Consider the following 24,162-nt stretch of genomic DNA (forward strand, 5'->3'; position numbering starts at 1 on the left):
GAGGTAAACCTATTTTGAAAGAACATATATATACATTAAACATTTCAGATGAACATCCAAATAGTATTACTTTACCTTACGTTTTTTCTATTACGCCACCTATTACATCCCTCTCCTTCGGTATACGTCACATTGCAAGTGAAGAGGTGAAAATTCATTATTCCTTTACTCGCGAAATTATTATCGGAAAACATATTGCTGAAAAACTTTTACTACCTCAATCAACCACTATTCATGCATTCACACAAAACCAAACAATTATTTTCGGACCATTAATCGGCATTTTCACAACTGGCTTTAACGATGATTCTTCTATCCCTTTAGGAAATCGTTCAATTGCCCTCAGTGAGTTGTTAACACCACCATTCTCATTACGACCGTTCGTATTCGTCTTTGGCGTTCAACATATAAACTGGGAAGAAGAAACGATTGAAGGATATTTCTTTCAAGAGAAACAATGGATAAAGAAAAAGGTTCCTTTACCAAATGTCATTTACGATCGATTACCAAATCGACAAGCAGAAAATTACAAACCAATCGTCAGAGCAAAAAGAAAGTTAGAACAAGACTACTCCATTCCATGGTTTAATCCAGGTTTTTTCAATAAATGGGAAGTTCATCAACTTCTTATGAAAGACGAATCAATTAGACCCTTATTACCAAACACAGAAGCATTTCAGCATTTTGAACAAGTAGAACGGTTTCTTGGCACGTATAAATCAGTGTACATGAAACCAATACACGGGAGCTTTGGTAGAAATATTCATCAAATATTTTATTCTCAAACAGAGAATTGCTACTACTGTCGTTATCGCGAAAATGAAGAAAATAAACTGAGAAAGTATCAATCATTAGAAACTCTTCTAAACCACGTATTAAAGGGACATGATTTAAAAAAGTTTATCGTACAGCAAGGTATTTCGTTACTTCGCTTCGATGGGCAACCTGTTGATTTCCGCATTCATACAAATAAAAATCATTTCGGTAATTGGATAGTTAGTGCAATCGTCGCCAAAATCGCCGGCAAAGGCAGTTTAACAACGCACGTAAATAGCGGCGGTGATACAAAATTGCTACAAGAGCTTTTTCCAGATTCAACGAAACAAGTTCAAATTGAAAACAAATTAAAACATACTGCCTTACAAATAAGTTACGCGCTCGATGAACAAGTAACCGGAAATATTGGAGAAATCGGTTTTGATATCGGTTTAGACACAAAGGAAAATCCGTGGCTCTTTGAAGCCAACTCTAAACCTGGGCGAACTGTATTCCAAGATGAAAAATTAAAAGAGCAAAGTGAAATGACGCGCCAGTTATTTTACGAATATGCCGTCTACTTAACTGAACATTCTTTACGTGATACAAAAGAAAAAATGTCTCAAATAAAATCAGGGGCTTCATCAAATACCGAACATATCCCTTCCCCTATGATTCACTCACAAATACAAAAACAAAAACTTCCACCTAGATAATAAGGTGGAAGTTTTCTATTTACACAAGTTTTACTACAACCTCTGTTTCCACGTTACATACTCCGCAATAAAAAATATGATTGCAATATTCATTTGAATTATTATGCGTTAAACCATCTACTGCATTTAATAATTCTTGATCCATATAGGCACTATAATCGTCTATGTAATCTACAGACTTCCCATAATCTTGGAGTATACTTTGGCAATTTTGACAAGAATATGTTTGTGATTCTAATGCGTTGCAAAGCGGGCAAATCCCCATCATGATTCCTCCATACGTTATCGTTTAAAGCCTCTCTTTTTTAGATTGAAGAGAGCACCTACCCATGCATAGGAGCGGTCACTCCATCCCTACTTAAAAATAGAACTATGAAGTTGCTACCGATTTCATTTCAATAAATCATAAATAAGAAGCTAATGATTAGCCTACAAGTAGCAGGCTACAATGAGAAAATTATATTTAATATCCTCCTTAGTTTGGCCTGTTTTCTTAAAAATACAACGATTACTCTTATTTCATAATTTACGAAATCAATAAGTTTTTTTGACAAAATTTACAAATTATTATTTTGTATATCTTTCTAGGTAACATCCATACTATGAGTACAAACTTAATTACCGATGGATTAGCGCCAACCGGGGCGATAATCTGGTTCAACTCCAGCTAGTCCAACCAAAAAAACTTTTATAACTCTAAGGAGGATATATTCCTATGGCAAACCAAAATTCTTCAAATCAATTAGTAGTACCAGGTGCAACAGCTGCAATCGATCAAATGAAGTACGAAATCGCTCAAGAATTTGGTGTACAATTAGGAGCAGATTCTACGGCTCGTGCTAACGGTTCAGTTGGTGGAGAAATTACAAAACGTCTAGTTGCAATGGCTGAGCAAAGCCTTGGCGGATTCCACAAATAAATATATATGGCAAAAAGGTCTCAAGGCATATGCCTTGAGACCTTCCTTAATTTATTGCAACATTTGTAAAAACTTCTTCGTACGTTCTTCTTTTGGATTTGTAAATACATCTTCTGGTGTACCTTGTTCAACAACGACACCGCCATCCATGAAAATAACACGGTTCGCAATTTGATGTGCAAAACGCATTTCGTGCGTTACAATGACCATCGTCATACCTTCTTTAGCAAGTTCTTTCATTACTTTCAGAACTTCTTGAACAAGTTCAGGATCAAGTGCTGACGTCGGCTCATCAAATAGTAACACTTCCGGCTCCATCGCAAGCGCGCGCGCAATTCCAACACGCTGTTGTTGTCCGCCTGATAATTGAAATGGATATAAATCCACTTTATCTGCTAAACCAACTTTTTCAAGGAAGTAGTTTGCTTTTTTCTTCGCTTCTTCTTTCCCTACTTTTTTCACTGTAATGAGTCCTTCCATTACGTTTTGAAGTGCTGTCAAATGAGGGAATAAGTTATGGTGCTGGAATACCATACCTGTTTGCGTACGAAGATTTACAATATCTTTCTTCGATACTTTTTGAGCAAAATTAAGCTCTTTATTGCCGATGCGAATGCTACCGGCGTTTGGTGTTTCTAGTACGTTAAGACAACGTAAGAATGTCGTTTTACCAGATCCAGACGGTCCAATAATAACAACAACCTCGCCTTTCTCAACTGTTAAATCTATATGCTTTAGTACGGTATTATCTCCGAAACTTTTTTGTAAGTGCTGAATTGAAATCATAAAAACAAAAACTCCTTTTGTAAAAGGATTATTTTAATGTGTAGCGTTCTGAACGCTTCTCTAACATCTGTTGTACGATTGATAATAAGAAACAAATAACCCAATAAATAAGACCTGCTTCAAAATAAACAATTAAAAACTCGTAGTTCATCGCCGCAATCTCCTGCGCTTTTCGGAACATTTCTGTTACTAAAATTAATGATGCTAATGAAGTATCCTTCACTAAGCTAATAAATGTATTCGAAAGCGGTGGAATTGATACGCGCGTTGCTTGTGGTAAAATAACACGTTTTAATGCTTGTGGATATGTCATCCCAATTGTGTAAGCTGCTTCCCACTGCCCTTTCGGAATGGAAAGGATAGAAGCACGAATAATTTCAGATGCATATGCACCGACATTTAATGAAAATCCAACAACTGCTGCTGTATATGGCTCAACTTCAATATTAAGAGTTGGAAGACCATAGAAAATAATAAATAACTGTACAAGAAGTGGCGTTCCGCGAATGATAGATACATAGATACGAGCAATCCATTGTAAAATACGACTACCAGAAATACGTGCGAGCGCTGTTAACGTTGCCAGTATAATCCCGATAATAAATGTAATAAGCGTTAATGGAATTGTCGTAAAAACAGCTTCCTTCAGCATAGGCATGAAGGAAGACTGCATAATATCTATCCAAGTAGACAATCGATCTGAAACCAATGCACTACTTAGATACATTTTCACCGAACCATTTTTTCGTTATTTTGTCATACGTACCGTCTTTTTTCATATCTTCTAACGCTTTATCTACTTCTTGTACAAGCTTAGTGCTACCTTTACGGAATAAGAATCCACTTTCTGAAGCTTCTTTTTCAGTATCTACAATTTTAATTTTCGCATCTTTTTTCGTTTCTAAGTAGTTTAGTACTGATAACTTATCATTGATTGTGAAGTCAACGCGTCCTGAAGCTAATAATTCTGCTGCTTGGCTAAATCCTTCTACACCAATAATTTCCGCACCATTTTTCTTAGCGATATCTGCATAGTTACTCGTTAAAGATTGTGCTCCTTTTAGTCCTTTTACATCAGCAAATGTAGCAGGCTTATCTTTATCTTTTGCAATAACTAATGCCGCTGAAGATGAAACGTATGGCTTAGAGAAATCGTATTTCTTTTGACGATCTTCACGAATACCAACTTCGTTTGCAACCATATCGAAACGTTTTGCATCTAGGCCAGCCAGTAAGCTATCCCATTGTGTTTCTTTAAATACAGGTTTTACACCTAAACGTTTTGCAACTTCTTCTGCTAATTCAACATCAAATCCAGTTAATTTATTGCTTGAATCGTGGAACGTAAATGGTGGGTATGTACCTTCTGTACCAATTACAAGTTCACCGCTTTGTTTAATCTTTTGTAACGCGTCTTGACTAGCTGTATCTTTTTTCTCTTCTTTACCGCAGCCGGCTACAATCCCGATCGCTAATGTAGTTACTGCAAGCACTGAAAATAATTTCTTCATGATTGTAATCCTCCAAGTATTCTGATAGGAATTTAAAAACTATATTGATTGTATGCAATCTTGAACAATTTTTCAATGAAAATGTTCTTATTTAGTTTATCCTTTTTCTTCATAATCAAACAAAAGGGAAAAATAACGCCACATACAAAAAATAAGTAACATTTTTTAATATAGCATTTATAAAGAAAAAGGTAAAACAATACTTCTTATTTAACTGTCGTAATTCGCTAAAGAGTCGACATGTTCATCAATAAAAAAGAACTTGTGAAAATCACAAGTTCTCCTCCATACCTATTAAGCACTCTGATTGCCTTCCATTTGCGTTTTATACATATCATAATAACGCCCACGCTTTTTCATGAGTTCATCATGAGACCCTTTTTCCAAAATTGTTCCTCTATCGAGTACAATAATTTGATCCGCACTTTTAATCGTTGAAAGACGGTGAGCAATAATAAACGTCGTTCTTCCTTTTTTCACAACTTCCAGCGCTTGTTGAATCATCGCCTCTGTTTCTGTATCAATACTAGATGTTGCTTCATCTAAAATTAAGATAGCTGGATCAAAAGCAAGCGCCCTAGCAAACGAAATAAGCTGACGTTCTCCAGTGGAAAGCGTACTTCCCTTTTCTGTAATTTCTTCATTTATATTGTTTGCAAATCTTTCAGCACCAACATCACGTAGCGCCTTTACAATGCGCTCTTTTGAAATTTTTTCGTTTTCTAAGCTTACGTTGGAAGCGACCGTCCCGCTAAAAAGAAACGGGTCTTGCAGTACGATTCCCATATGCTCACGAGTTGCTTGCTTCGGCATTTCTCTTACATCATGACCATCAATCGTAAGCTTTCCTTTTTCAAACTCATAAAATTGAAAGAGTACATTCATGATAGAACTTTTTCCTGATCCAGTATGACCGACAAGTGCCACTGTCTCGCCTTGTTTCGCTTCAAAAGAAATATTTTTTAACACTTCATCTTTTCCATTATAAGAAAATGATACATTATCAAATTTTACATTTCCTTTTAAACGAGGCATACGTTCTTCTTCTACCGCTTCTCCTTTTTCCTCTAACAATTCAAAGACACGTTCTGATGCAACGCGCGCTTGCTCTAAGTTTGCAAGCTGGTTCACCATATTCGTAATTGGCGAGAATAATCGTGTTAAATAATCGACGAACGCATACAGTACCCCAAGTGAAATAATACCTGTAGCACTTAATGACGCACCGCCGAAATACCAAATCACTCCTGTGAAAGCGATATTTCTTAATACAGCTACTAAGTTATGCGAAGTTGCTGCATTTAAATTTAAAATTTTATTTTGATACTTAAAATAATCGCCGTTTAATTCTTCAAATTCTTTTTTCGTTTCACGCTCTTGACGGAACGCTTGAATAATTGGCATCCCTTGAATGGATTCATTCACTGTTCCGTTAATATCGGATAAACGTGAACGCATTTTATGATTATATACAGACGCATATTTTCTATAAAGAATCGCCCAAACAATTAAAATTGGGATAATTAATAAACATAATGAAGCGAGCTTCACATCTAATAAAAATAGCGCAGCGAATATCCCAATAATATAAATGATACTAGAAACGAATGTTGCAAGTACAGTTACATATAAATCACGAATGGCCTCTGTATCATTCGTCACACGCGAAACAATTTTCCCCGCCGGTAAATGATCGAAATAACGAATCGGCAACGTTTGAATATGAGAAAACACATCTTCCCTCATAATTTGAATAATTTTGTTCGCTGCCTTCTGCAAGAAGAACTGCTTTCCGTATGCAAATAATGATACGACTACTAATAAAGCGAAATAGCCACCACCAAGTAATAATAGACGGTTTATTTCTGGTTTATAAAATGCAAACACTTCTTCTTTCGTTAATGCCTTCGCTTTATACACTTGCACCGCCTTACCATTTTGAACGGTAATCATATCACCTTTTACAGTACGTGACCCTTCAATATTCACTTTATTCGGTACAAAATAATATTGAAAACCGACTTGCATCACACGTACTTCTTTACCTTTTGTCTCGCCTTGTTCAAAGCGATCACTTCGCTTATAAAAAGCGCCATTATATGAAACAGCTTCTTCACTCTTTTCTGTTTCATACCAAGGTTTCTCTATCCCGACGATATGATCATCAATCATCGTTTTAGCGACGAAAGGACCAGCAAGCTCTGCAATGACGAAAATAAATAACATTAGCATCGCTGCAAAAATCGTCCCCTTCACTTTCATCGCATATTGAAACAATCGTTTTGAAACGCTCATATTTTCACCCCACTATCCGCACTTTCACTTTCACCTTGTTGTCTTTCAAACTGCTCAGCATACCAGCCTCCGCTCTGGATAAGCTGAGCATGTGTACCTTCTTCCATTACTTGCCCCTCATCCATAACGAGAATCCAATCCGCATGTTGCACTGCAGATAAACGGTGCGTCGTAATAATCGTCGTCTTTCCGCTTCTTTCTGTTCTTATATTTTCAATGATCGCTGCTTCCGTACGAGCATCTACAGCTGATAAAGAATCGTCCAAAATTAAAATTTCTGGATTTTGAATAACAGCTCGCGCAATCGAGATCCTTTGTTTTTGCCCTCCTGATAAAGAAACACCTTTCTCTCCAACGAGCGTTTCTAATCCTTCTGGTAAAAACTCTAAGTCTTTTTTAAACGCAGCAATTTCAATTGCTTTCTCAAGTTCTTCTTCCGTCGCTTCCCTATTTCCGAATAAAATATTTTCTCTCGCTGTTTTTGAGAACAAAATATGTTCCTGAGGTACATACCCAATCCATCCGAGTACATTTTCATTTGTTATTTTATCTAATGTCACATCAGAGACCGCAATATCTCCATCTCCAAGCGGATATTGACGAAGAAGCTGACGTACAAGCGTCGTTTTCCCGCTTCCTGTTTTTCCGACAACCCCTAGCGTTTCTCCTTGCTTTAATGTGAAAGAAACCTTCTTTAAATTTTCTTCAGTTGATGAAGGGTATGAGAAAGACACATCATCAAACTGAATATAATCCGGATCTTGCACAAGCTTTGGATGTTTTGGATTCTTTACATCTGGCTCATACGCTAACGTTTCATTCACACGGTCAAGCGAAGCATTTCCTCTTTGCATAACATTGATTAATTCACCAATTGCAAACATCGGCCAAATCATCATCCCTAAATACACGTTAAAAGAAACGAGTTCACCAAGCGTCACCTTTGACTGGAACACAAGGTATGCACCGTACACTAAGCCGATTAAATAACTAAGACCGACAAGCATTTTCACAGTTGGTTGGAATAATGCATCAATCCTTGCTACCTTCATATTTTTTTCGTAGACGTCATCTCCTAAATGATGAAATCTTTCCTCGTCTGCATTCTCTTGTACGTATGCACGAATAACACGCACACCAGCAATCGATTCAAGTACTTTATCATTCATATCTCCGAACGCATCTTGCGCGACTGTAAATCTCTCATGCAATTTCTTTCCATATATGTTCATCGCATACGCCATAATCGGAAGCGGTATAAGCGCCGCAAATGTAAGCTCCCAACTAATTGTAAATCCCATCATAAAGACAATCGTAAGCATATATAAACTCGAATCCACGAGCGTTAATATACCGAAACCAGCTGTCATAGCAATTGCTTTTAAATCATTTGTCGCTCTCGCCATTAAATCACCCGTACGATTTTTATGATAAAACGTCGGTGTCATTTTAAGTAAGTGCCCCATAAATTTAGAGCGCATCGTTTTCTCCAGTACGAATGCTCCCCCAAACAGCTGGTGTTGCCAAACGAAAGTAAGACCATATCCAATTACCGTAACCCCTATTAAAATGAGAATAAATTGCATAATCTCCGCATTCGTTAACGTTCCTGTTTTTATATTATCTATCGTAACCCCTAACACTTTCGGGGGAATGACTTCAACTATATTTACAATTAAAAGAGCTCCAATAGCGATACTATATCTCTTCCAATGCTCTTTAAAAAACCATTTTAGCTTTAGTAATACTGATAACAATGTAACCTCTCCCTTCTCGTTCTCGTTTAACTCTCACTTCTTTATCCACTATCCAGACCCATCACATTTACATTTCGTAACCCATACAATCTCATCACATTTTTCCACCTTCCAAAATTTTCATCGTAACCATACAAGGAAAAATAAACAAAAAAAAGCATACCGCCGCTTGACGATATGCACAAAAATGCATAAAAAGCGTACGTTACGATATACGCAACGTACGCTTCTTATAAGACAGAGAATGCCTTATATATCCGCACGGGTTGCGTAATGATATGAATGTTTTCTGCCATTTAACAGAGCTAAGCCCATTACATTTACGATTACAATCATTACGCACACCCCTTTCATTTATTTTCCATTTATAATCTTACAACTTTATTGAGTATTCTGTCAATTATTTTTTTACAAACTGAATAAAAATATACGCTACATCATTTTGAAATAAGAGAATATTCCGTAAGAAAGGGCATACAAAATAAAAAAAGAATAAGAAATCGTTTTCACAAACATTTCATTTGAAAAATGTTATCAAACCCCCTACAATCACCTTATACTCACTCTTACAAGTTGCTATTTTAGGAGGACTAATCATGACAACTAGCAATACGTACAAATTTTATTTAAACGGAGAATGGAGAGAAAGCTCTTCAGGAGAAACAATCGAAATTCCATCTCCATATTTACACGAAGTAATTGGACAAGTACAAGCAATTACTCGCGGAGAAGTAGATGAAGCAATTGCATCTGCAAAAGAAGCTCAAAAATCATGGGCTGAAGCTTCCCTACAAGATCGCGCAAAATACTTATATAAATGGGCTGATGAGCTCGTAAATATGCAGGATGAAATTGCCGATATCATTATGAAAGAAGTCGGTAAAGGCTATAAAGATGCGAAGAAAGAAGTTGTTCGTACAGCTGACTTCATTCGTTACACGATCGAAGAAGCTTTACATATGCACGGAGAAAGCATGATGGGCGATAGCTTCCCGGGCGGAACGAAATCGAAACTTGCGATTATCCAACGTGCACCACTTGGTGTTGTATTAGCAATCGCACCATTTAACTACCCAGTAAACTTATCTGCTGCAAAACTTGCACCAGCATTAATTATGGGTAACGCTGTTATTTTCAAACCAGCAACTCAAGGTGCAATTAGTGGTATTAAAATGGTGGAAGCACTTCACAAAGCTGGCCTTCCAAAAGGTCTTGTAAACGTAGCTACAGGACGCGGTTCTGTAATTGGTGACTACTTAGTAGAACACGAAGGTATCAATATGGTATCGTTCACAGGTGGTACAAACACAGGTAAACATTTAGCGAAAAAAGCTTCAATGATTCCACTTGTATTAGAACTTGGTGGTAAAGATCCTGGTATCGTTCGTGAAGATGCTGACTTACAAGATGCTGCAAACCATATCGTAAGCGGTGCATTCTCTTACTCTGGTCAACGTTGTACAGCTATTAAACGTGTACTTGTACACGAAAACGTAGCGGACGAGCTTGTTAGCTTATTAAAAGCGCAAGTAGCTGAACTATCAGTTGGATCTCCAGAACAAGACAGCACAATCGTTCCATTAATTGACGACAAGTCTGCTGACTTCGTTCAAGGTTTAGTTGACGACGCTGTAGAAAAAGGTGCTACAATCGTTATCGGTAACAAACGTGAGCGTAACTTAATTTACCCAACATTAATCGATCACGTAACAGAAGAGATGAAAGTTGCTTGGGAAGAGCCATTCGGCCCAATCCTTCCAATCATCCGTGTTTCTTCAGATGAACAAGCAATTGAAATTGCTAACAAATCAGAGTTCGGTCTGCAAGCAAGTGTCTTCACTAAAGACATTAACAAAGCATTTGCAATTGCTAACAAAATCGAAACTGGTTCTGTACAAATTAACGGACGCACAGAGCGCGGCCCTGACCACTTCCCATTCATTGGTGTAAAAGGTTCAGGTATGGGCGCACAAGGTATTCGTAAGAGCCTTGAGTCTATGACACGTGAAAAAGTAACTGTATTAAACTTAGTTTAATCTTATAAAAAGAAGCTGATCTATAAATAGATCAGCTTCTTTTCTATATAAATACTTCCAAAAACGGAGTATTTCGTTCTACTTCTGATTTGGTTTTCCAAATCGAACTAAAACATGCCATAATAATTTTAATTCCTGAAGCACTTCTTCATAAGTTCCACGATCACTCCAAGATAATGGATTGCGTTTCAAATCCACTACAGCAGAGCCAATTATATTTGCATCGATACAATGATTCCGTGCAATACGTCTTGCTAAAGATGGCATTTTTGAACCTCTAAAATCCATCGGAACTTCGTCTACCGCAAGTACAAAACCGATGTGCCAATACAAATCAATAGCATACTTCAGGCAAATTTCTTCTAAAACTCTTCCTACATCCGTACCCTTAAATGAAGGATCTGCAACAAGCACCTCTACGTCTTCTTTAAGAGAAATCTCTCCATGAATCTGCGCTTCAATATAATGATTAAGATTACGGGCTGGCTCTTTGCTTACTAAATCTATAAACGGCCTTTTCAGATTAGCCAATAAATGATTAATTATTATTGTTGGAGTCAAATTTCCTTCACCAATTGCAAAATCTCTTACGAATGCCTCTTCCAAAAGAGCAGCTAAAATCATATCAAACTCCTCATAAGTCCCCTTTTCTTTCGGATCTTGATGTGAATCTAAATATGTATATGTAGAGCGCGAAGAAACTTTTGGAGATAAGAGAAAATAACAGGATCCAAAACGCGGAGCCGGCCCATCTGGATGTAACATCAAATTTAGCGCTCCGTATTTTGGACGTTGATCATTCGTTACGCCTTCTAATTGATATGCCCCTCCAAATATTCTCTTTTCCCAAAGGTCACGTTCACCACCAGGGTAAGCAGATACGCTTCCATTAGATAGCAACGTTTCAAATTGACTTTTATATACTCCTTGTTCAAACAATGCTTCAGCAACACTTTTCATACTCGAATCTAGTCTGTCTGGATGAAAGTGTAAAGCGATCCTTGCATGAGATTTTAAATTAGCGACAGCTTCTTCAAATATTTCATCTGTAATATTAGACATTTTAAGTATATGATTAATCGTTGCTTTAGCCCCACGTTTTTCGTTCTCTGCATATTTTGAAATATACTCTAAAGCAAATAATTGAGATCTTGATAATTCCATAATCAAACCTCTCCTTTAATTAAAATGACCTTAATCATTTCAATTAAAAGCTTATTCTTTCCTTCTTATGAAACGAACCTGATTTATTTAAAAAAGTAATTTACTAAATCTTAATTATGCATACACGCATTTTTCATAGGCAAATGTACACATTCTACAGAAATTTGATACCCTAGCCATCGCTCAGCAATATGTTCAAATGATAAAACAGATCCCGTTGTAAAAAAGCGATGCTTCGGATTCAGATTGTCAGACAAAATTCCTTTGTGCTGTAAAATGGTACTTAACTCTATCGCTGTTTCTTCTGCAGAACTAATAATCGTTACATCTTCTCCTAACCCCCTTTTTAATCACAAACTCTTCTCTATAATCTGATTATTACTATATCCATTGACGTATAAAAATACATTTGTTACTCTTAAAGACGTTAATTTAATATTTAAATCCTCATTCGTATCTCGGTGAGGTAGAGGTTGCAATCATTAAGAGTATCATTTCAGGAGATGTAGTGGCATTGATGAAGGAATGAGAAAGGAATGGTTGCCGAAGTAAGTCGTGTCCACCATGCACGCTTGCTGGGTCTGCATTTAATAAGTGCAGAACTGTCACAAACGTTTCGTTTGTGGAGAGCTATCGAGAGGTATGTCGTGGGTTTCTTATAAGATAGAAAGCATGTAGCGGCAGATTACGTGCTTTTTTTGTTTTGTTTGGGACTTCTCTTCTCTACTAAGAAGACATACATATCTCCTCGCTTGACTTGGTTATACTAACTTTGGAGGTATTTTCTATGCAACAAAAAAAATGGGGCTTTTGGGTACTAACAGCTTTCGTTGTCGGTAACATGGTTGGCGCCGGTATTTTCATGGTGCCAAGTACGTTGGCACAAACAGCAAGCCCACTCGGTGTCACTTTAGCTTGGTTAACAACAGGGTTTGGTGTTTTAATGCTAGCTCTTGTTTTCGGTAATTTAGCAATTCGTCGTCCTGATTTAACGACAGGACCACAAAGTCATGCATATGCTTTATTCTCAACACCAAAAAAGAAAAAAATGGCTGGATTCAGTATGGTATGGGGATATTGGGTTGCAAACTGGGCAAGTAACGTTGCCATCATTACATCATTTGCGGGATATTTATCACTCTTCTTCCCAATTATGAAAGATACGCGACTACTATTTTCAATCGGTTCTTTTAACATAGAAGTCGGAAAACTAATTACATTTACGATTTGTTCCATCTTACTTTGGGGAACTCATATTATATTAACAAATGGTGTAAGCGGAGCTGGAAAACTAAACTTCTTAGCAACAACAACGAAAGTAACTGGATTCCTTTTATTCATCGTCGTTACGTTATTTGCATTCGAAGCTTCTAAGTTTGGACAATGGTACACGCCGATGATTGATAAATCAGGTGTATCACATGGTCTTCTTTCACAAGTAAATTTAGCTGCTCTTACAACGCTTTGGGCGTTTATCGGAATTGAATCAGCCGTTCTTTTATCAAACCGTGCTGTTTCTCCAAAAACGGTAAAACGTGCAACAGTTGCGGGATTACTTATTACAGTTGCGATTTACTTAGGAATTACAATTTTAACAATGGGTGTACTTCACGTTGATAAATTACAAACTTCTGAACGTCCATTAGCAGATGCACTAAACGCTGCAATGGGTCATGGCGGCGGGAAACTGATGGCATTACTTGCTCTTACTTCCCTGTTCGGTTCTATCTTAGGCTGGATTTTATTAAGCTCAGAAGTACCATATCAAGCAGCAAAAGAAGGTTTCTTCCCTTCCTTCTTCACGAAAACAAATAAAAAAGGAAGTCCAATTTACTCATTACGATTAACAAACATTATGTCGCAAGTATTCCTATTCTCAACATTATCAGGAACCATTGCGGAAGCTTATACATTCGTTATTACCGTATCGACACTGGCCTACCTCATTCCATATCTCGTTTCACCAATCTTCCAGTTAAAACTAGTCGCAACTGGTGAAACATATAAAAATGAAATGCGGGCAAGAATTACAGATGGCATAGTCGCAGTTATCGCACTTTGCTACGCACTGTGGGTTATTAAAACCGGCGCATCCGATATAAAAACGTTCCTTCTCGGAATTGGTTTATTCGTAATCGGATTTGCTTTCTATCCATTAATGAATCGTGATCAGAAAAAAAATAACGAAAAGAAAAACGGGCAAGTTGCATAACGCAATTTGCTCGTTTTTTCTTTTGTAAAACATATATAATAGAACAAAGAGGTGAAAAACATGTCAATCGAATCGCTATGGAGCAGTCGCTTCCAACAACATATTCAAAATATCATTACATACTTTGCACGTATGATTAACGGTTTACTATATAGCTTTATCTTTATTTCATGCGTTGGCGCATACTACTATGCTCAGTTTCTAAAAACATCTCCTTCTAAAGGAATATCTTTACTACTCATCACGATTGTACTTACATTCATTATAACGAGATGCCCTATCCGTACATTTATTCAAAAACCTGATGCTGTCTATTTACTAGCACTAGAAGAGAAATTAACATCTTATTTCAAAAAATCTCTTCTATACAATTACATCATTCAGCTTTTCCCATTGTTATTTACGTTCCTTATTCTCGTTCCACTTGCTATGCAATCATTGCAATTAACGGTTCCTTTTTTATGTACAATCTTTATCATGTTAATGATTACGAAAGCCTGGAACATGTACATACATTGGATGTGGCGTGATAGTCACGAAAAAAACATATGGCTAATCATTCGTATTACTTGTAACGCCCTAATCATTTTCATGCTGTTTTATTCCGCAAATGTTCTCATATTGGGCGGACTACTCTTACTACTTGCTTTCCTACTTCTATATACGAAAAAACAGCCTACAAAACGAATACCTTGGGATTACATAATCGAGCAAGAAGAAAAAATGAACGTTCGTTTTTATCAATTTGCTAGCATTTTCACAGATGTTCCGCAACTGAATAAACAAGTAAATAAAAGAAAATGGCTTACAAATTGGATTGAACCTTTATTACATAAAAAACGAGCAACTTTCTTCTACTTACATACACTAGCATTTTTACGTGGAAATGATTATTTCGGCATATATATTCGCTTAGGATTGATCGGTGCTTTCGCCTTATATTTCATACCAAATATATACGTAAAAGGCGCTATCGCTTACATCGTTCTATATATGATTTCTCTGCAGCTCCGTTCACTGTGGAAATATTTTTCAGGAAATATTATTGTAGCATTATATCCGATTGGTACTGAAGAAAGAATGAAGCAATTTCTTCGCTTAATCTTTATATTGCTAAGTATTCAACTCATTGTATTTTCAATTGTTATACTCATTGCTACAGGTCAATTTTTACATAGCCTTATCATTATGATTGTCGGGTTACTCTGGATCAAATTTATTATTGTACCAAAAACGAAGCAACGCGTTTCTTCGTTTTAACGAAAAGAAATATCTTAAAAGCCAAGGAGCAAATAAATTATCTCCTTGGCTTTTTTATTTTTTAATTTTAAACCTATCGTTCATACTTAATTAAAAACTTTAGGTATGTTACTCCTGTTTTTCTTAAGCATAGAGTGCTATACAAACTCCCTGTCTTCCCCTTGATGTTTTAGGGTTTAATTATGATTTTTACATACAAAAATCATAATACATGTTTACATACTAATAAAAAGGGTATCTATTAATTAACAGAGTAAAGGAGGGGCCTATATTGTGAATAAAAAAACGGAACAATTGAAGCATCACGTTACTGACAATCAATGCAAACATGCTTTAACAACAAATCAAGGGGTAAAAATAGCTGAAGATGAATTTTCTTTAAAGATGGGCTTAAGAGGCCCAACCTTAATGGAGGATTTCCACTTTCGCGAGAAAATGACCCATTTTGATCACGAACGAATTCCCGAAAGGATTGTTCATGCACGCGGAGTTGGTGCTCATGGTTATTTTCAGCTTTATGAATCGTTAGAAGCATATACGAAAGCAGATTTTCTTACTAATCCTTCAAAGAAAACACCTGTATTTGTACGGTTCTCAACCGTTCAAGGTTCTAAAGGATCCAATGACACAGTAAGAGATGTACGCGGATTCGCCACAAAATTTTATACAGATGAAGGAAACTATGATTTAGTGGGTAATAATATGCCAGTATTCTTTATCCAAGATGCTATTAAATTTCCTGATTTTGTCCATGCAGTTAAACCAGAACCACATAATGATATTCCTCAAGGAGCTAGCGCTCATGATACCTTTTGGGACTTTGTCGCGCATAATCCTGAGTCCACTCATATGGTCATGTGGCAAATGAGCGACCGAGCTATTCCGCGTAGTTTACGAATGATGGAAGGTTTTGGAGTTCACACATTTCGACTCATTAACGCAGAAGGAAAAGCCCATTTCGTAAAGTTTCACTGGAAACCTACCCTCGGGGTTCATTCATTAGTATGGGATGAAGCTCAAAAGATTGCTGGGAAAAATCCTGATTTTCATCGTCAAGATTTATACGAAGCAATTGAAAAAGGAGATTATCCTGAATGGGAACTTGGATTACAGTTAATTCCAGAAGAAGATGAACATAAATTTGATTTTGATATTTTAGATCCAACGAAATTATGGCCAGAAGAAAAAGTTCCCGTAAAATTAGTTGGTAAAATGACATTGAACAAAAATGTTGATAACTTCTTTGCTGAAACAGAGCAGGTAGCTTTTCACCCTGGTCATGTCGTACCAGGTATTGATTTTTCAAATGACCCTCTTCTGCAAGGAAGATTATTCTCCTATACAGATACACAATTATCTCGTTTAGGGGGCCCTAATTTCCATCAAATCCCTATCAATCAGCCCGTATGTCCTTTTCATAATAATCAACGTGATGGTATGCATCAAATGCAGATTCATCGCGGTCAAACAAGCTATCATCCTAATGGATTAAATAACAATCAACCTGCAACCGTCCAAGCCGAACAAGGAGGATATGAACATTATCAAGAAAAGATTGATGGGCATAAAATTAGAGGTCGCAGTAAAAGCTTTCTTAACTTTTATTCTCAGGCTAAACTTTTCTACAATAGTATGAGCCCTATTGAAAAGCAGCACATAAAAGAAGCTTTTTGCTTTGAAGTTGGGAAGTGTAAATCAGACATGGTGAAGGCAAATGTAATTGCTCTCTTAAACCACGTCGATCGTCAATTAGCACAAGAAGTCGCTAACATTATTGGAGCTCCTTTACCTAAGGAAAATCACGAAGTAAATTCAGATGCAAAATCACCTGCACTAAGTATGTCCAATACTATTTTTAAATCTGATTCCAAAAATGTTGCAATTCTATTAAATGGTGACCCAAGCGTCTCACTTCTGTCCGAATGGATTCAAGCTTTTGTACAACACCGAATTAACTATAGCATCATAGATAATAAAATTTATCAGTTCAATGATTCCATTAAAGTAACTGATACTTATACAACAACAGACTCCTCCCTTTTTGATGCAGTATTAGTGTTTAGTAGTGAGTCTGTCATTCACCCCCCTGTTTTAGAATTTGCAGAAACTACTTTTAAACATTTTAAACCGATAGCTCATGTTCTTAGTAATCCTCATGCTTTGGACCATAGTAAGATTAAACTGGATGGAGCAGGAATTTACAACTTAACAAACACTTCAATTGAGTCATTTATAGAAGGCATTGCCCAAGGACGATTCTGGAACCGATAATATAATGTAAGGAGCGGATTAGAATGAGTAAAAAAATTGCTATTTTAATAACGGATTATTTCGAGGACACAGAATACACAGAGCCAGTAGAAGCTTTTAAACAGAAGGGATATGAATTAACAACTATTGAAATGGAAAAAGGTAAAACGGTACACGGTAAACAAGAAAAAAGCGAAATCGTAATTGATAAAAATATTGATGGTGTTTCTCCAGAAAACTTTGATGCACTCTTCATACCCGGTGGATTTTCTCCAGATATACTTCGTGCAGATGAGCGTTTCGTTCGCTTTAGTAAAGCATTTATGGATGCAAAAAAACCTGTTTTCGCTATTTGTCACGGACCTCAGCTACTCATCACTGCACAAACACTTGAAGGACGTGATGTCACTGGATATAAATCTATTGAAGTCGATTTAAAAAACGCCGGCGGAAACTTTCATGACACAGAGGTTGTCGTATGCCAAAACCAGCTAGTCACAAGTAGACAACCAGAAGATATACCGGCGTTTATTAAAGAATCATTGCGTATATTAGGATAACTACTTTGGTTAACTAACCTCCTTTTATTTACATGAAAATAATGAATCAGTGGGGTTTTATTCATCCCCCCACTGATTCATTAGCCCTCACCAACTGGTCGTTTGCAGGAAATCCGACCACCACAAATAGCAAGATAAATAAAAAGAGGGGAATCCAAAAGTTCAGTTTTAATAATCTTTTGGATTCCCCTCTTTTCTCGCCCAAAAATTCCTTATCACTTTTCATAGGCAGTTCTCATATAGTGAAAATGACTATATAATTCCTATCCATAAGTTAAATAATGATTTCGCACATATATAAATACAAAAGATGGGAGCCCTATTTATGAATAACAATCCACCTTCAACGCCCCAAGACAACTCCGAAAACAATAGCCGTGATATCACACTGCAAACATTAAGGGTCATCGGACTCGTCGTCCTTATTAGTGGTTATATCCTCGTTGCGCTCTCTGAAGTAGGTGAGCTGAAAGTCTTATTAACAAACCCAAATAGCAATCCTGATTTAGCTGAAGTTGATCCGTTTTAAAAAGAATAACATATCACCCTTCCTAAAAAAACGTAACAACTGATTCATTCGGCTGGGCAAATTTTGCGAAGTTATGGATAGAGTCATCCCCGCATTAAATACGGGGATGACTCTAATTATTGAATGACTTCTTCTAAATGATTCTTCAAGTTCCCTAAATACTTCTCTATATCCGGATTCTTCACCACATCATAACAAGCAAAACTCTTTAACGGACTCATACCGAGAAACTTCTGCACGCGGTGTAAATGACTAAGCGCTGATTCTAAACTTTCTCCTTCAAAGAACTTCGTCTTATCTCCAAATGCTTTTTCAGGTGCATTCCAAGTTGTAGAGAACATATACTCTTTCTCTTTTAATAAACCACCTGTTCCATATTCATCTGCACCTTTAAAGAACAAACCGTATTCATATACTTCATCCATATACGTTTTAAATAAGCCTGGAACACTAAACCAGTAAATTGGTGTTTGATAAATAACAACATCGGCCCATAAAAATTTATCCTGTTCTTCTTTAATATTGTAACCATCTTGAATCGTTGTTGTTTTCACATAATGATTCTCGCCTAATACAGTAACCATATAATCTACTAACGTTTTATTTAATCGTCCTTCCTTTGTACCGTATTTTTCATGTCCATTTATAATAAATATATTTTTCATCGCTTTCCTCTCCCTTATATGATCTACTCTTCAGCTATTAAGCCGAGTTGCTGCTGTAGTGTAAGATTATCTTCTAAATGCCAATCTTCTGTTATCTTTCCGTCTTTCACATGTAAAATATCAATTGCAAAAAAATTAATTTTCTTACCATTATGCGTTCCTGTAAAAGAAAGACGGGCCGTTACTTTATCACCAACAACTAATAAGTCTTCAATCTCGCAATGTATATCAGGCACAACTTTACGAAAATTTTGCGCTGCAAACTTTAATCCTTCAATACCTTGTGGTCGCCCTTTCGGCAATGTATTATCGAAGAAATCTTTAGTAACAGTCTGCGGAATAAGTTCCTCCTTACCTGTATCCCAAAATGCATAAAAACGCTGCGCCGCATGAACCATTTCTGTCGCTTCTTTTTTACTTAGTGAGGGATCAATTGTCATTGCTTTTGGCTTTGGCATTTCTTTTAATAACTGAACTTCAGTTTTTTGTTCCACACCACATGCTACAAGCACAATACAAATAACAAACAAACTAAGAAACCCAAATAACTTTTTTATCCCCATGGAAATCACCACCTCCTTATATAAATCCTTTTTGTTTCGTATTGCTATTGTATATGCACTAACTTCCTTTATGGAAGTAGTGATATTTTTTTCATATAGTTACCAAAAGTATAGTTTTGTGATACTATAAAGCAAATTCATCCAAAAAAATTTTATGGAGGCTAGTTCCATGAACGATATAAATCCAGTTGAATTAACGAAAGGTTTACCTGGCATACCTTGTCCCATCGCTAAAACGCTTGATGTAATTAGTACAAAATGGACGTTTTTAATCATTCGTGATCTTCTTATCGAAGGAACATTACGCTTTAGTGATTTACAAAAATCAATGGATGGTATTAGTCCAAAAACATTATCGCTTCGACTAAAAGAATTAGAGTCTCAAGGCATTATAACGAGAAAAGTATATCCAGAAGTTCCGCCTCGTGTAGAGTACACATTAACGGATAAAGGAAAGCAATTAGAGGGGATTTTTATTGAATTAAAACGGTTTGGGTTAAGTTTATAAAATGAAACTTTAATCAGGATAAAACAAAAACCCCTTACCGTCGTAAGGGGTTTTATTACTTCGCAAAACTTTCAGCCAACTGTTTCTCTCTCCACATAAATGTAATGCCGAGACCAACTATTAAAACAACGCCTGAAAATGCATATGGATAATGAATATTCATATCAAATAATATTCCGCCCATCGCTGGTCCTGCGATATTTCCTAAACTCGTATAAGTCGAGTTCATACCAGCAACGAATCCTTGCTCTTTTCCAGCTGCTTTTGATAAAAACGTCGTTAAAGCTGGACGAAGTAAATCAAATGCTAAGAAAATGAAGCAAGTAACGAGAAGTACAATCCAATAATTAAAGACTACAGTCGAGACGAATGCTAATACTGCCCCTACAATTAAACATATTTGGATTAATACTTTCTCACCGAACATGTCTACCAATTTGCCAAACATAAATACCTGTACAACTACCCCAAAGATTGAACTAATTGTAATAATCGCTGCAATATCTTTCGGCGAGAAACCAAATTTATGATCAGAGAACAAGCTAAACACTGTTTCATACGCTGATAATCCGAATGCGAGTACAAATACAATAATAAATGCAATTGCATACATTGGATGTAATGATTTCTTTAAATCACCAATAAAACTTGATTCTTTCGTATTAGAAGAAATCTCTGCAAGTTCTTCTTTCGTTAACGGTTCTTTTAAAATAAAGATCGAAATCACACATGCTATAAAAGCAATTACTGCTGCAACGAAAAACGGCACACGTATACCGTATTCTGCAATAAATCCGCCGATTCCAGGCCCTATAATGAATCCAGTACTAATAGCCGCAGATAAGTATCCCATCGCCTTTGGACGTTCCTGAATAGATGTAATATCCGCAACATATGCCGTAACACCAGGCATAATAAACGCAGCACTAATTCCGCCTAATACCCTTGCTACATAAAGCATCCATACATCTTTTCCTAATCCAAAAAGAAGTTCTGAAACACCAAAAATAAATAATCCAATGATGATCATTTTCTTCCTACCGTAAAGGTCAACCCATCGGCCTGTAATAGGTGAAGTAATGAGCTGGGCCATTGCAAACACTGCAACGAGATATCCCATCGTCTTCCCTGTTAAACCCATATCATTCATAAAGGACGGCATAACCGGAATGATTAATCCAATCCCTAAAAAAGCGATAAATATATTACTCAAAAGAATGACCAATACCATCTTTTGTTCTTTTATCGGTTTCTTCACTTTTTAACACCTCTTCCCGTAAGCTCCTCTCAAAAAATAATGCCCAAGAAGCTTTTTCTTTATCCTGCTATTTGTGGGCTAATCATGAGTAGAGATGCCTCCACTCATTAGAATTTCACTCTATCCTTCCACACATACATAAATATTAGGTGAATGACTATCATTCATTTCCCCTCAAAAATAAACCTACCTTTTCAGACAGGTTCATCTCACTATTTCTTTATATGTAGTGCATGTGTTAAAAAATCTAGTACTTCTGCCTTTTGTAGCTCGACCTGCTCATCATCTTTATGATCATATAAATAAACTTGTTCCGCTGCTGATTCAACAAGAGCAATAAATAACTTCGCTGTTCGCTCTGCGTGAACTGAATCACGAATTTCACCGGCTTCTTTCGCCCCACTTAAAAATTCACTTAGCCACATATAAAGAGGCTCATACACAGCTTCCCATTCTTTTATATGTTCCGTAGATGCAAGACCTGCATACATTAAAGCTTGTATTTCACGATATTCCTCTATAAAGTGAAACACCGCATCGATTACTTGTGCCACTTTATTTGAAAAAGGTACATCTTTTTGTACTTTTTCTTTCACTGCAAGTATCATCTTTTCAACCATCACTTCTGCTATTGCAGGCATAACAGATAGCTTAGAAGGAAAATATAAATAGAAAGTTCCTTGCGCAATGCCAGCTAATTTCACGATATCAGAAATCTTCGTTTTTTCGACGCCCTTTTCCTGAAACACTTCAATAGCTGCATAGACAATTTTCTCTTTTTTATTCATCATCTAAACCCTTTCACACGCGTATTGAATGACTGTCACTCATTTTATAAAATAACTAGCTGTACTGTCAATTATCGTGCACTTTTTATAATAAAAATCTCCTAACGACTTGTTAGGAGATACAGTATATCTTTAAGAAAGTGCCTTTAATCCTGTCACTCCACATACAATAAGAAACACACTAATGATACGCGCTTTACTTTTCGACTCACCAAACAAGAACATGTTTAACAAAACTGCACCTGCTGTTCCGATACCAATCCAAACCGCATATGCGACACTTACTTGTAAAAATAAGAAGGAAGTATACAAAAATGCGAAGGATGTAGCAAACCCACCTATATAAATCGCACCATTGGCTAATGTCTTATCTTTACTATACATTTTAAGTCCTATCACACCGACTATTTCACTAATTGCAGCACAAAATACGAAAAACCAACCCATTTTTAAGCAACTCCTTCCACAGTTTCTTCTTTATTGTCAGCTAACTTTAAACCGATAACGCCGGCTACTACCATAAGAATGAAGAATAGTTTGCCTGCGCTGAAACTTCCACCGAAAAGAAATACATCCATTAAGAAAGTACCTACCGTACCAGCTCCAGCGAAAATAGCATATACAGTTCCTGTTGCAAGATGTTCACACGCTTTAGAAAGGAAGTGAAAATCAACAGCGATAACTCCTAAAATAATAATCCAATGCCACCAAGTATTAGCCGTATTAAAACCAAACACCCAAAAAATTTCAAAGATACATGTTAATATGACATATAACCAAGCTCTATTTTTCATACCTCTCACCTCTTATGACTGACTATCAGTCATTTTTGTTTTAAAAAAATATACTCTTTCATCAATACTATATAAAAACAACTATCATCCTCATTTACCATTGTATTTGTTCCATTTCTAAGCTAAATGCATCCTGTCACATAAAAATGACTGAATGTCATTCATATGTATTGTACATGAACATTTTAAAAATTGTCAATGCCGAAAGTTTATTTAAAATTTCTATCATCAGATTTGTATATTTCCTAATAATCTGTCAATAATGCTAGTAACATAATATTTTCTCCACTCCCCCTTGGAGAGATCCCTTGAATGGAGCAGTTAGCTTTTGCTAGCTGCTCTTTTTTATTTATCCGCACACTATGATGAAATACTCATAGATCAAATCCATTTTTCATCACATAATAACATCTATTTATTTTCCAATGAGCCTTTGTATGCACTAATTTTATTCTCGAGCATCTTCTCTGTAACTTCTAAGTTTTCTCTTTGAATCTGAATAGATTTCCTATGATCTTCTAGAAGCTGTAAACGAGCTTCTGTTGTATGCTCCCCTTCTGTATATAGTCTAGCGTATTCTCTTATTTTCGCTATTGGCATTTGCGTTTGTTTTAATTTCATTACAAACTGCAACCACTTTATATGTGACTCTTCGTAAAGTCGATTTCCATTTGTATCACGATTTGCAATTAATATACTTTCCTTTTCATAATAGCGTAGTGTATGTGTGCTCACTCCTAATAATTTTGCTACCTCGCTAATTGTGTACATACTCAAACTCCCTCCATATGCTTACCCTCATATATCTTATGACCGAATCAAATTTATAAAAAAC

The 24,162-nt window shown here is 36.3% G+C and carries 24 protein-coding genes, 1 pseudogene and 1 riboswitch; of the genes and pseudogenes, 9 read left to right on the forward strand and 16 right to left on the reverse strand.

All coding sequences use genetic code 11. The features are described from left to right. Positions 1–14 precede the first annotated feature (14 nt). Positions 15–1,472, forward strand: a complete 1,458-nt coding sequence (locus tag MHI28_RS13385; protein ID WP_000658095.1) for a YheC/YheD family endospore coat-associated protein — start codon at positions 15–17, stop codon at positions 1,470–1,472. Positions 1,473–1,491: 19 nt separating this feature from the next. Here MHI28_RS13385 and MHI28_RS13390 read toward each other — a convergent pair whose 3' ends face one another. Then, entirely contained in the window at positions 1,492–1,737 is a 246-nt protein-coding gene (locus MHI28_RS13390) for a hypothetical protein (RefSeq protein WP_000510472.1), read from the reverse strand. Positions 1,738–2,187: 450 nt separating this feature from the next. On the opposite strand from MHI28_RS13390, the gene sasP reads away from it, so the two are divergent. Beyond that, the gene (sasP, locus tag MHI28_RS13395; RefSeq protein WP_000013338.1) at positions 2,188–2,391 is read left to right on the forward strand and encodes a small acid-soluble spore protein, SasP family; all 204 of its coding nucleotides are present in this window, start codon (positions 2,188–2,190) and stop codon (positions 2,389–2,391) included. Between the two features lie 51 nt (positions 2,392–2,442). On the opposite strand, the gene MHI28_RS13400 is transcribed toward sasP, so the two are convergent. The 5 genes from MHI28_RS13400 to MHI28_RS13420 all read right to left on the reverse strand — a co-directional run bounded on the left by MHI28_RS13400 (position 2,443) and on the right by MHI28_RS13420 (position 8,740). Beyond that, on the reverse strand, positions 2,443–3,177 hold the full coding sequence (locus MHI28_RS13400) for an amino acid ABC transporter ATP-binding protein (RefSeq protein ID WP_000623613.1): 735 nt from the start codon (positions 3,175–3,177) through the stop codon (positions 2,443–2,445). A 28-nt stretch (positions 3,178–3,205) separates the two neighbouring features. Further along, complete coding sequence (locus MHI28_RS13405) at positions 3,206–3,904, reverse strand: amino acid ABC transporter permease (RefSeq protein WP_000281496.1); 699 nt, start codon at positions 3,902–3,904, stop codon at positions 3,206–3,208. After that, on the reverse strand, positions 3,891–4,688 hold the full coding sequence (locus MHI28_RS13410; RefSeq protein WP_000732844.1) for an amino acid ABC transporter substrate-binding protein: 798 nt from the start codon (positions 4,686–4,688) through the stop codon (positions 3,891–3,893). The genes MHI28_RS13405 and MHI28_RS13410 overlap by 14 nt, the downstream gene beginning before the upstream one ends. 294 nt (positions 4,689–4,982) lie before the next feature. Continuing rightward, entirely contained in the window at positions 4,983–6,983 is a 2,001-nt protein-coding gene (locus MHI28_RS13415) for an ABC transporter ATP-binding protein (protein WP_000116622.1), read from the reverse strand. Beyond that, positions 6,980–8,740 (reverse strand): ABC transporter ATP-binding protein, encoded by a 1,761-nt coding sequence (locus MHI28_RS13420; RefSeq protein ID WP_000953777.1) that lies wholly within the window; start codon positions 8,738–8,740, stop codon positions 6,980–6,982. Before MHI28_RS13420 ends, MHI28_RS13415 begins: the two co-directional genes overlap by 4 nt. Positions 8,741–9,336: 596 nt before the next feature. Here MHI28_RS13420 and gapN point away from each other — a divergent pair. After that, complete coding sequence (gene gapN / locus MHI28_RS13425) at positions 9,337–10,776, forward strand: NADP-dependent glyceraldehyde-3-phosphate dehydrogenase (protein WP_000213634.1); 1,440 nt, start codon at positions 9,337–9,339, stop codon at positions 10,774–10,776. A gap of 78 nt (positions 10,777–10,854) precedes the next feature. Here the strand turns inward: gapN and MHI28_RS13430 are convergent, their stop codons facing one another. Continuing rightward, positions 10,855–11,940, reverse strand: a complete 1,086-nt coding sequence (locus MHI28_RS13430) for a DUF3626 domain-containing protein (RefSeq protein ID WP_000423705.1) — start codon at positions 11,938–11,940, stop codon at positions 10,855–10,857. Between the two features lie 110 nt (positions 11,941–12,050). Beyond that, positions 12,051–12,290 (reverse strand): annotated as a pseudogene (locus MHI28_RS13435) (glutamate racemase); the annotation flags it as partial. 109 nt (positions 12,291–12,399) lie between these two features. Then, positions 12,400–12,581: riboswitch (Lysine riboswitch) on the forward strand. 146 nt (positions 12,582–12,727) lie between these two features. On the opposite strand from MHI28_RS13435, the gene MHI28_RS13440 reads away from it, so the two are divergent. From MHI28_RS13440 to MHI28_RS13455, 4 genes are all read left to right on the forward strand, one after another. After that, the gene (locus MHI28_RS13440) at positions 12,728–14,152 is read left to right on the forward strand and encodes an amino acid permease (RefSeq protein WP_001186293.1); all 1,425 of its coding nucleotides are present in this window, start codon (positions 12,728–12,730) and stop codon (positions 14,150–14,152) included. A 60-nt stretch (positions 14,153–14,212) separates the two neighbouring features. Then, a complete protein-coding gene (locus MHI28_RS13445) occupies positions 14,213–15,412 on the forward strand; it encodes an ABC transporter permease (RefSeq protein WP_086413283.1) in 1,200 nt (399 codons plus the stop codon). A 273-nt stretch (positions 15,413–15,685) separates the two neighbouring features. Continuing rightward, entirely contained in the window at positions 15,686–17,683 is a 1,998-nt protein-coding gene (locus MHI28_RS13450; protein ID WP_340828056.1) for a catalase, read from the forward strand. Positions 17,684–17,706: 23 nt separating this feature from the next. Next, positions 17,707–18,222, forward strand: coding sequence for a type 1 glutamine amidotransferase domain-containing protein (locus tag MHI28_RS13455; protein WP_000037534.1), 516 nt, complete (start codon positions 17,707–17,709; stop codon positions 18,220–18,222). A 61-nt stretch (positions 18,223–18,283) separates the two neighbouring features. Here MHI28_RS13455 and MHI28_RS13460 read toward each other — a convergent pair whose 3' ends face one another. Then, the gene (locus MHI28_RS13460) at positions 18,284–18,448 is read right to left on the reverse strand and encodes a hypothetical protein (protein WP_017762826.1); all 165 of its coding nucleotides are present in this window, start codon (positions 18,446–18,448) and stop codon (positions 18,284–18,286) included. A 99-nt stretch (positions 18,449–18,547) separates the two neighbouring features. On the opposite strand from MHI28_RS13460, the gene MHI28_RS13465 reads away from it, so the two are divergent. Next, on the forward strand, positions 18,548–18,751 hold the full coding sequence (locus MHI28_RS13465; protein WP_001063872.1) for a hypothetical protein: 204 nt from the start codon (positions 18,548–18,550) through the stop codon (positions 18,749–18,751). Between the two features lie 116 nt (positions 18,752–18,867). On the opposite strand, the gene MHI28_RS13470 is transcribed toward MHI28_RS13465, so the two are convergent. Together MHI28_RS13470 and MHI28_RS13475 are read right to left on the reverse strand one after the other, a co-directional pair. After that, a complete protein-coding gene (locus MHI28_RS13470) occupies positions 18,868–19,416 on the reverse strand; it encodes an NAD(P)H-dependent oxidoreductase (RefSeq protein ID WP_000789186.1) in 549 nt (182 codons plus the stop codon). 23 nt (positions 19,417–19,439) lie between these two features. Continuing rightward, a complete protein-coding gene (locus tag MHI28_RS13475) occupies positions 19,440–19,979 on the reverse strand; it encodes an ester cyclase (RefSeq protein WP_000511560.1) in 540 nt (179 codons plus the stop codon). Positions 19,980–20,148: 169 nt separating this feature from the next. On the opposite strand from MHI28_RS13475, the gene MHI28_RS13480 reads away from it, so the two are divergent. Next, complete coding sequence (locus tag MHI28_RS13480) at positions 20,149–20,487, forward strand: winged helix-turn-helix transcriptional regulator (protein ID WP_000997917.1); 339 nt, start codon at positions 20,149–20,151, stop codon at positions 20,485–20,487. Between the two features lie 55 nt (positions 20,488–20,542). Here the strand turns inward: MHI28_RS13480 and MHI28_RS13485 are convergent, their stop codons facing one another. The 5 genes from MHI28_RS13485 to MHI28_RS13505 all read right to left on the reverse strand — a co-directional run bounded on the left by MHI28_RS13485 (position 20,543) and on the right by MHI28_RS13505 (position 24,098). Then, positions 20,543–21,745 carry an MFS transporter gene (locus tag MHI28_RS13485; RefSeq protein WP_000742945.1) on the reverse strand — a complete coding sequence of 401 codons (1,203 nt, stop codon included), beginning with the start codon at positions 21,743–21,745 and terminating at the stop codon, positions 20,543–20,545. Positions 21,746–21,957: 212 nt separating this feature from the next. Next, on the reverse strand, positions 21,958–22,536 hold the full coding sequence (locus tag MHI28_RS13490) for a TetR family transcriptional regulator (RefSeq protein WP_002162922.1): 579 nt from the start codon (positions 22,534–22,536) through the stop codon (positions 21,958–21,960). Positions 22,537–22,665: 129 nt separating this feature from the next. Continuing rightward, a complete protein-coding gene (locus MHI28_RS13495) occupies positions 22,666–22,980 on the reverse strand; it encodes a DMT family transporter (protein ID WP_000539671.1) in 315 nt (104 codons plus the stop codon). Positions 22,981–22,982: 2 nt separating this feature from the next. Continuing rightward, positions 22,983–23,327 (reverse strand): DMT family transporter, encoded by a 345-nt coding sequence (locus tag MHI28_RS13500; protein WP_000796019.1) that lies wholly within the window; start codon positions 23,325–23,327, stop codon positions 22,983–22,985. A 411-nt stretch (positions 23,328–23,738) separates the two neighbouring features. Beyond that, a complete protein-coding gene (locus MHI28_RS13505; RefSeq protein ID WP_000288075.1) occupies positions 23,739–24,098 on the reverse strand; it encodes a MerR family transcriptional regulator in 360 nt (119 codons plus the stop codon). Between the last annotated feature and the right edge of the window lie 64 nt (positions 24,099–24,162).

Source organism: Bacillus sp. FSL K6-0268 (assembly GCF_038005425.1).
Taxonomy (GTDB): domain Bacteria; phylum Bacillota; class Bacilli; order Bacillales; family Bacillaceae_G; genus Bacillus_A; species Bacillus_A thuringiensis_S.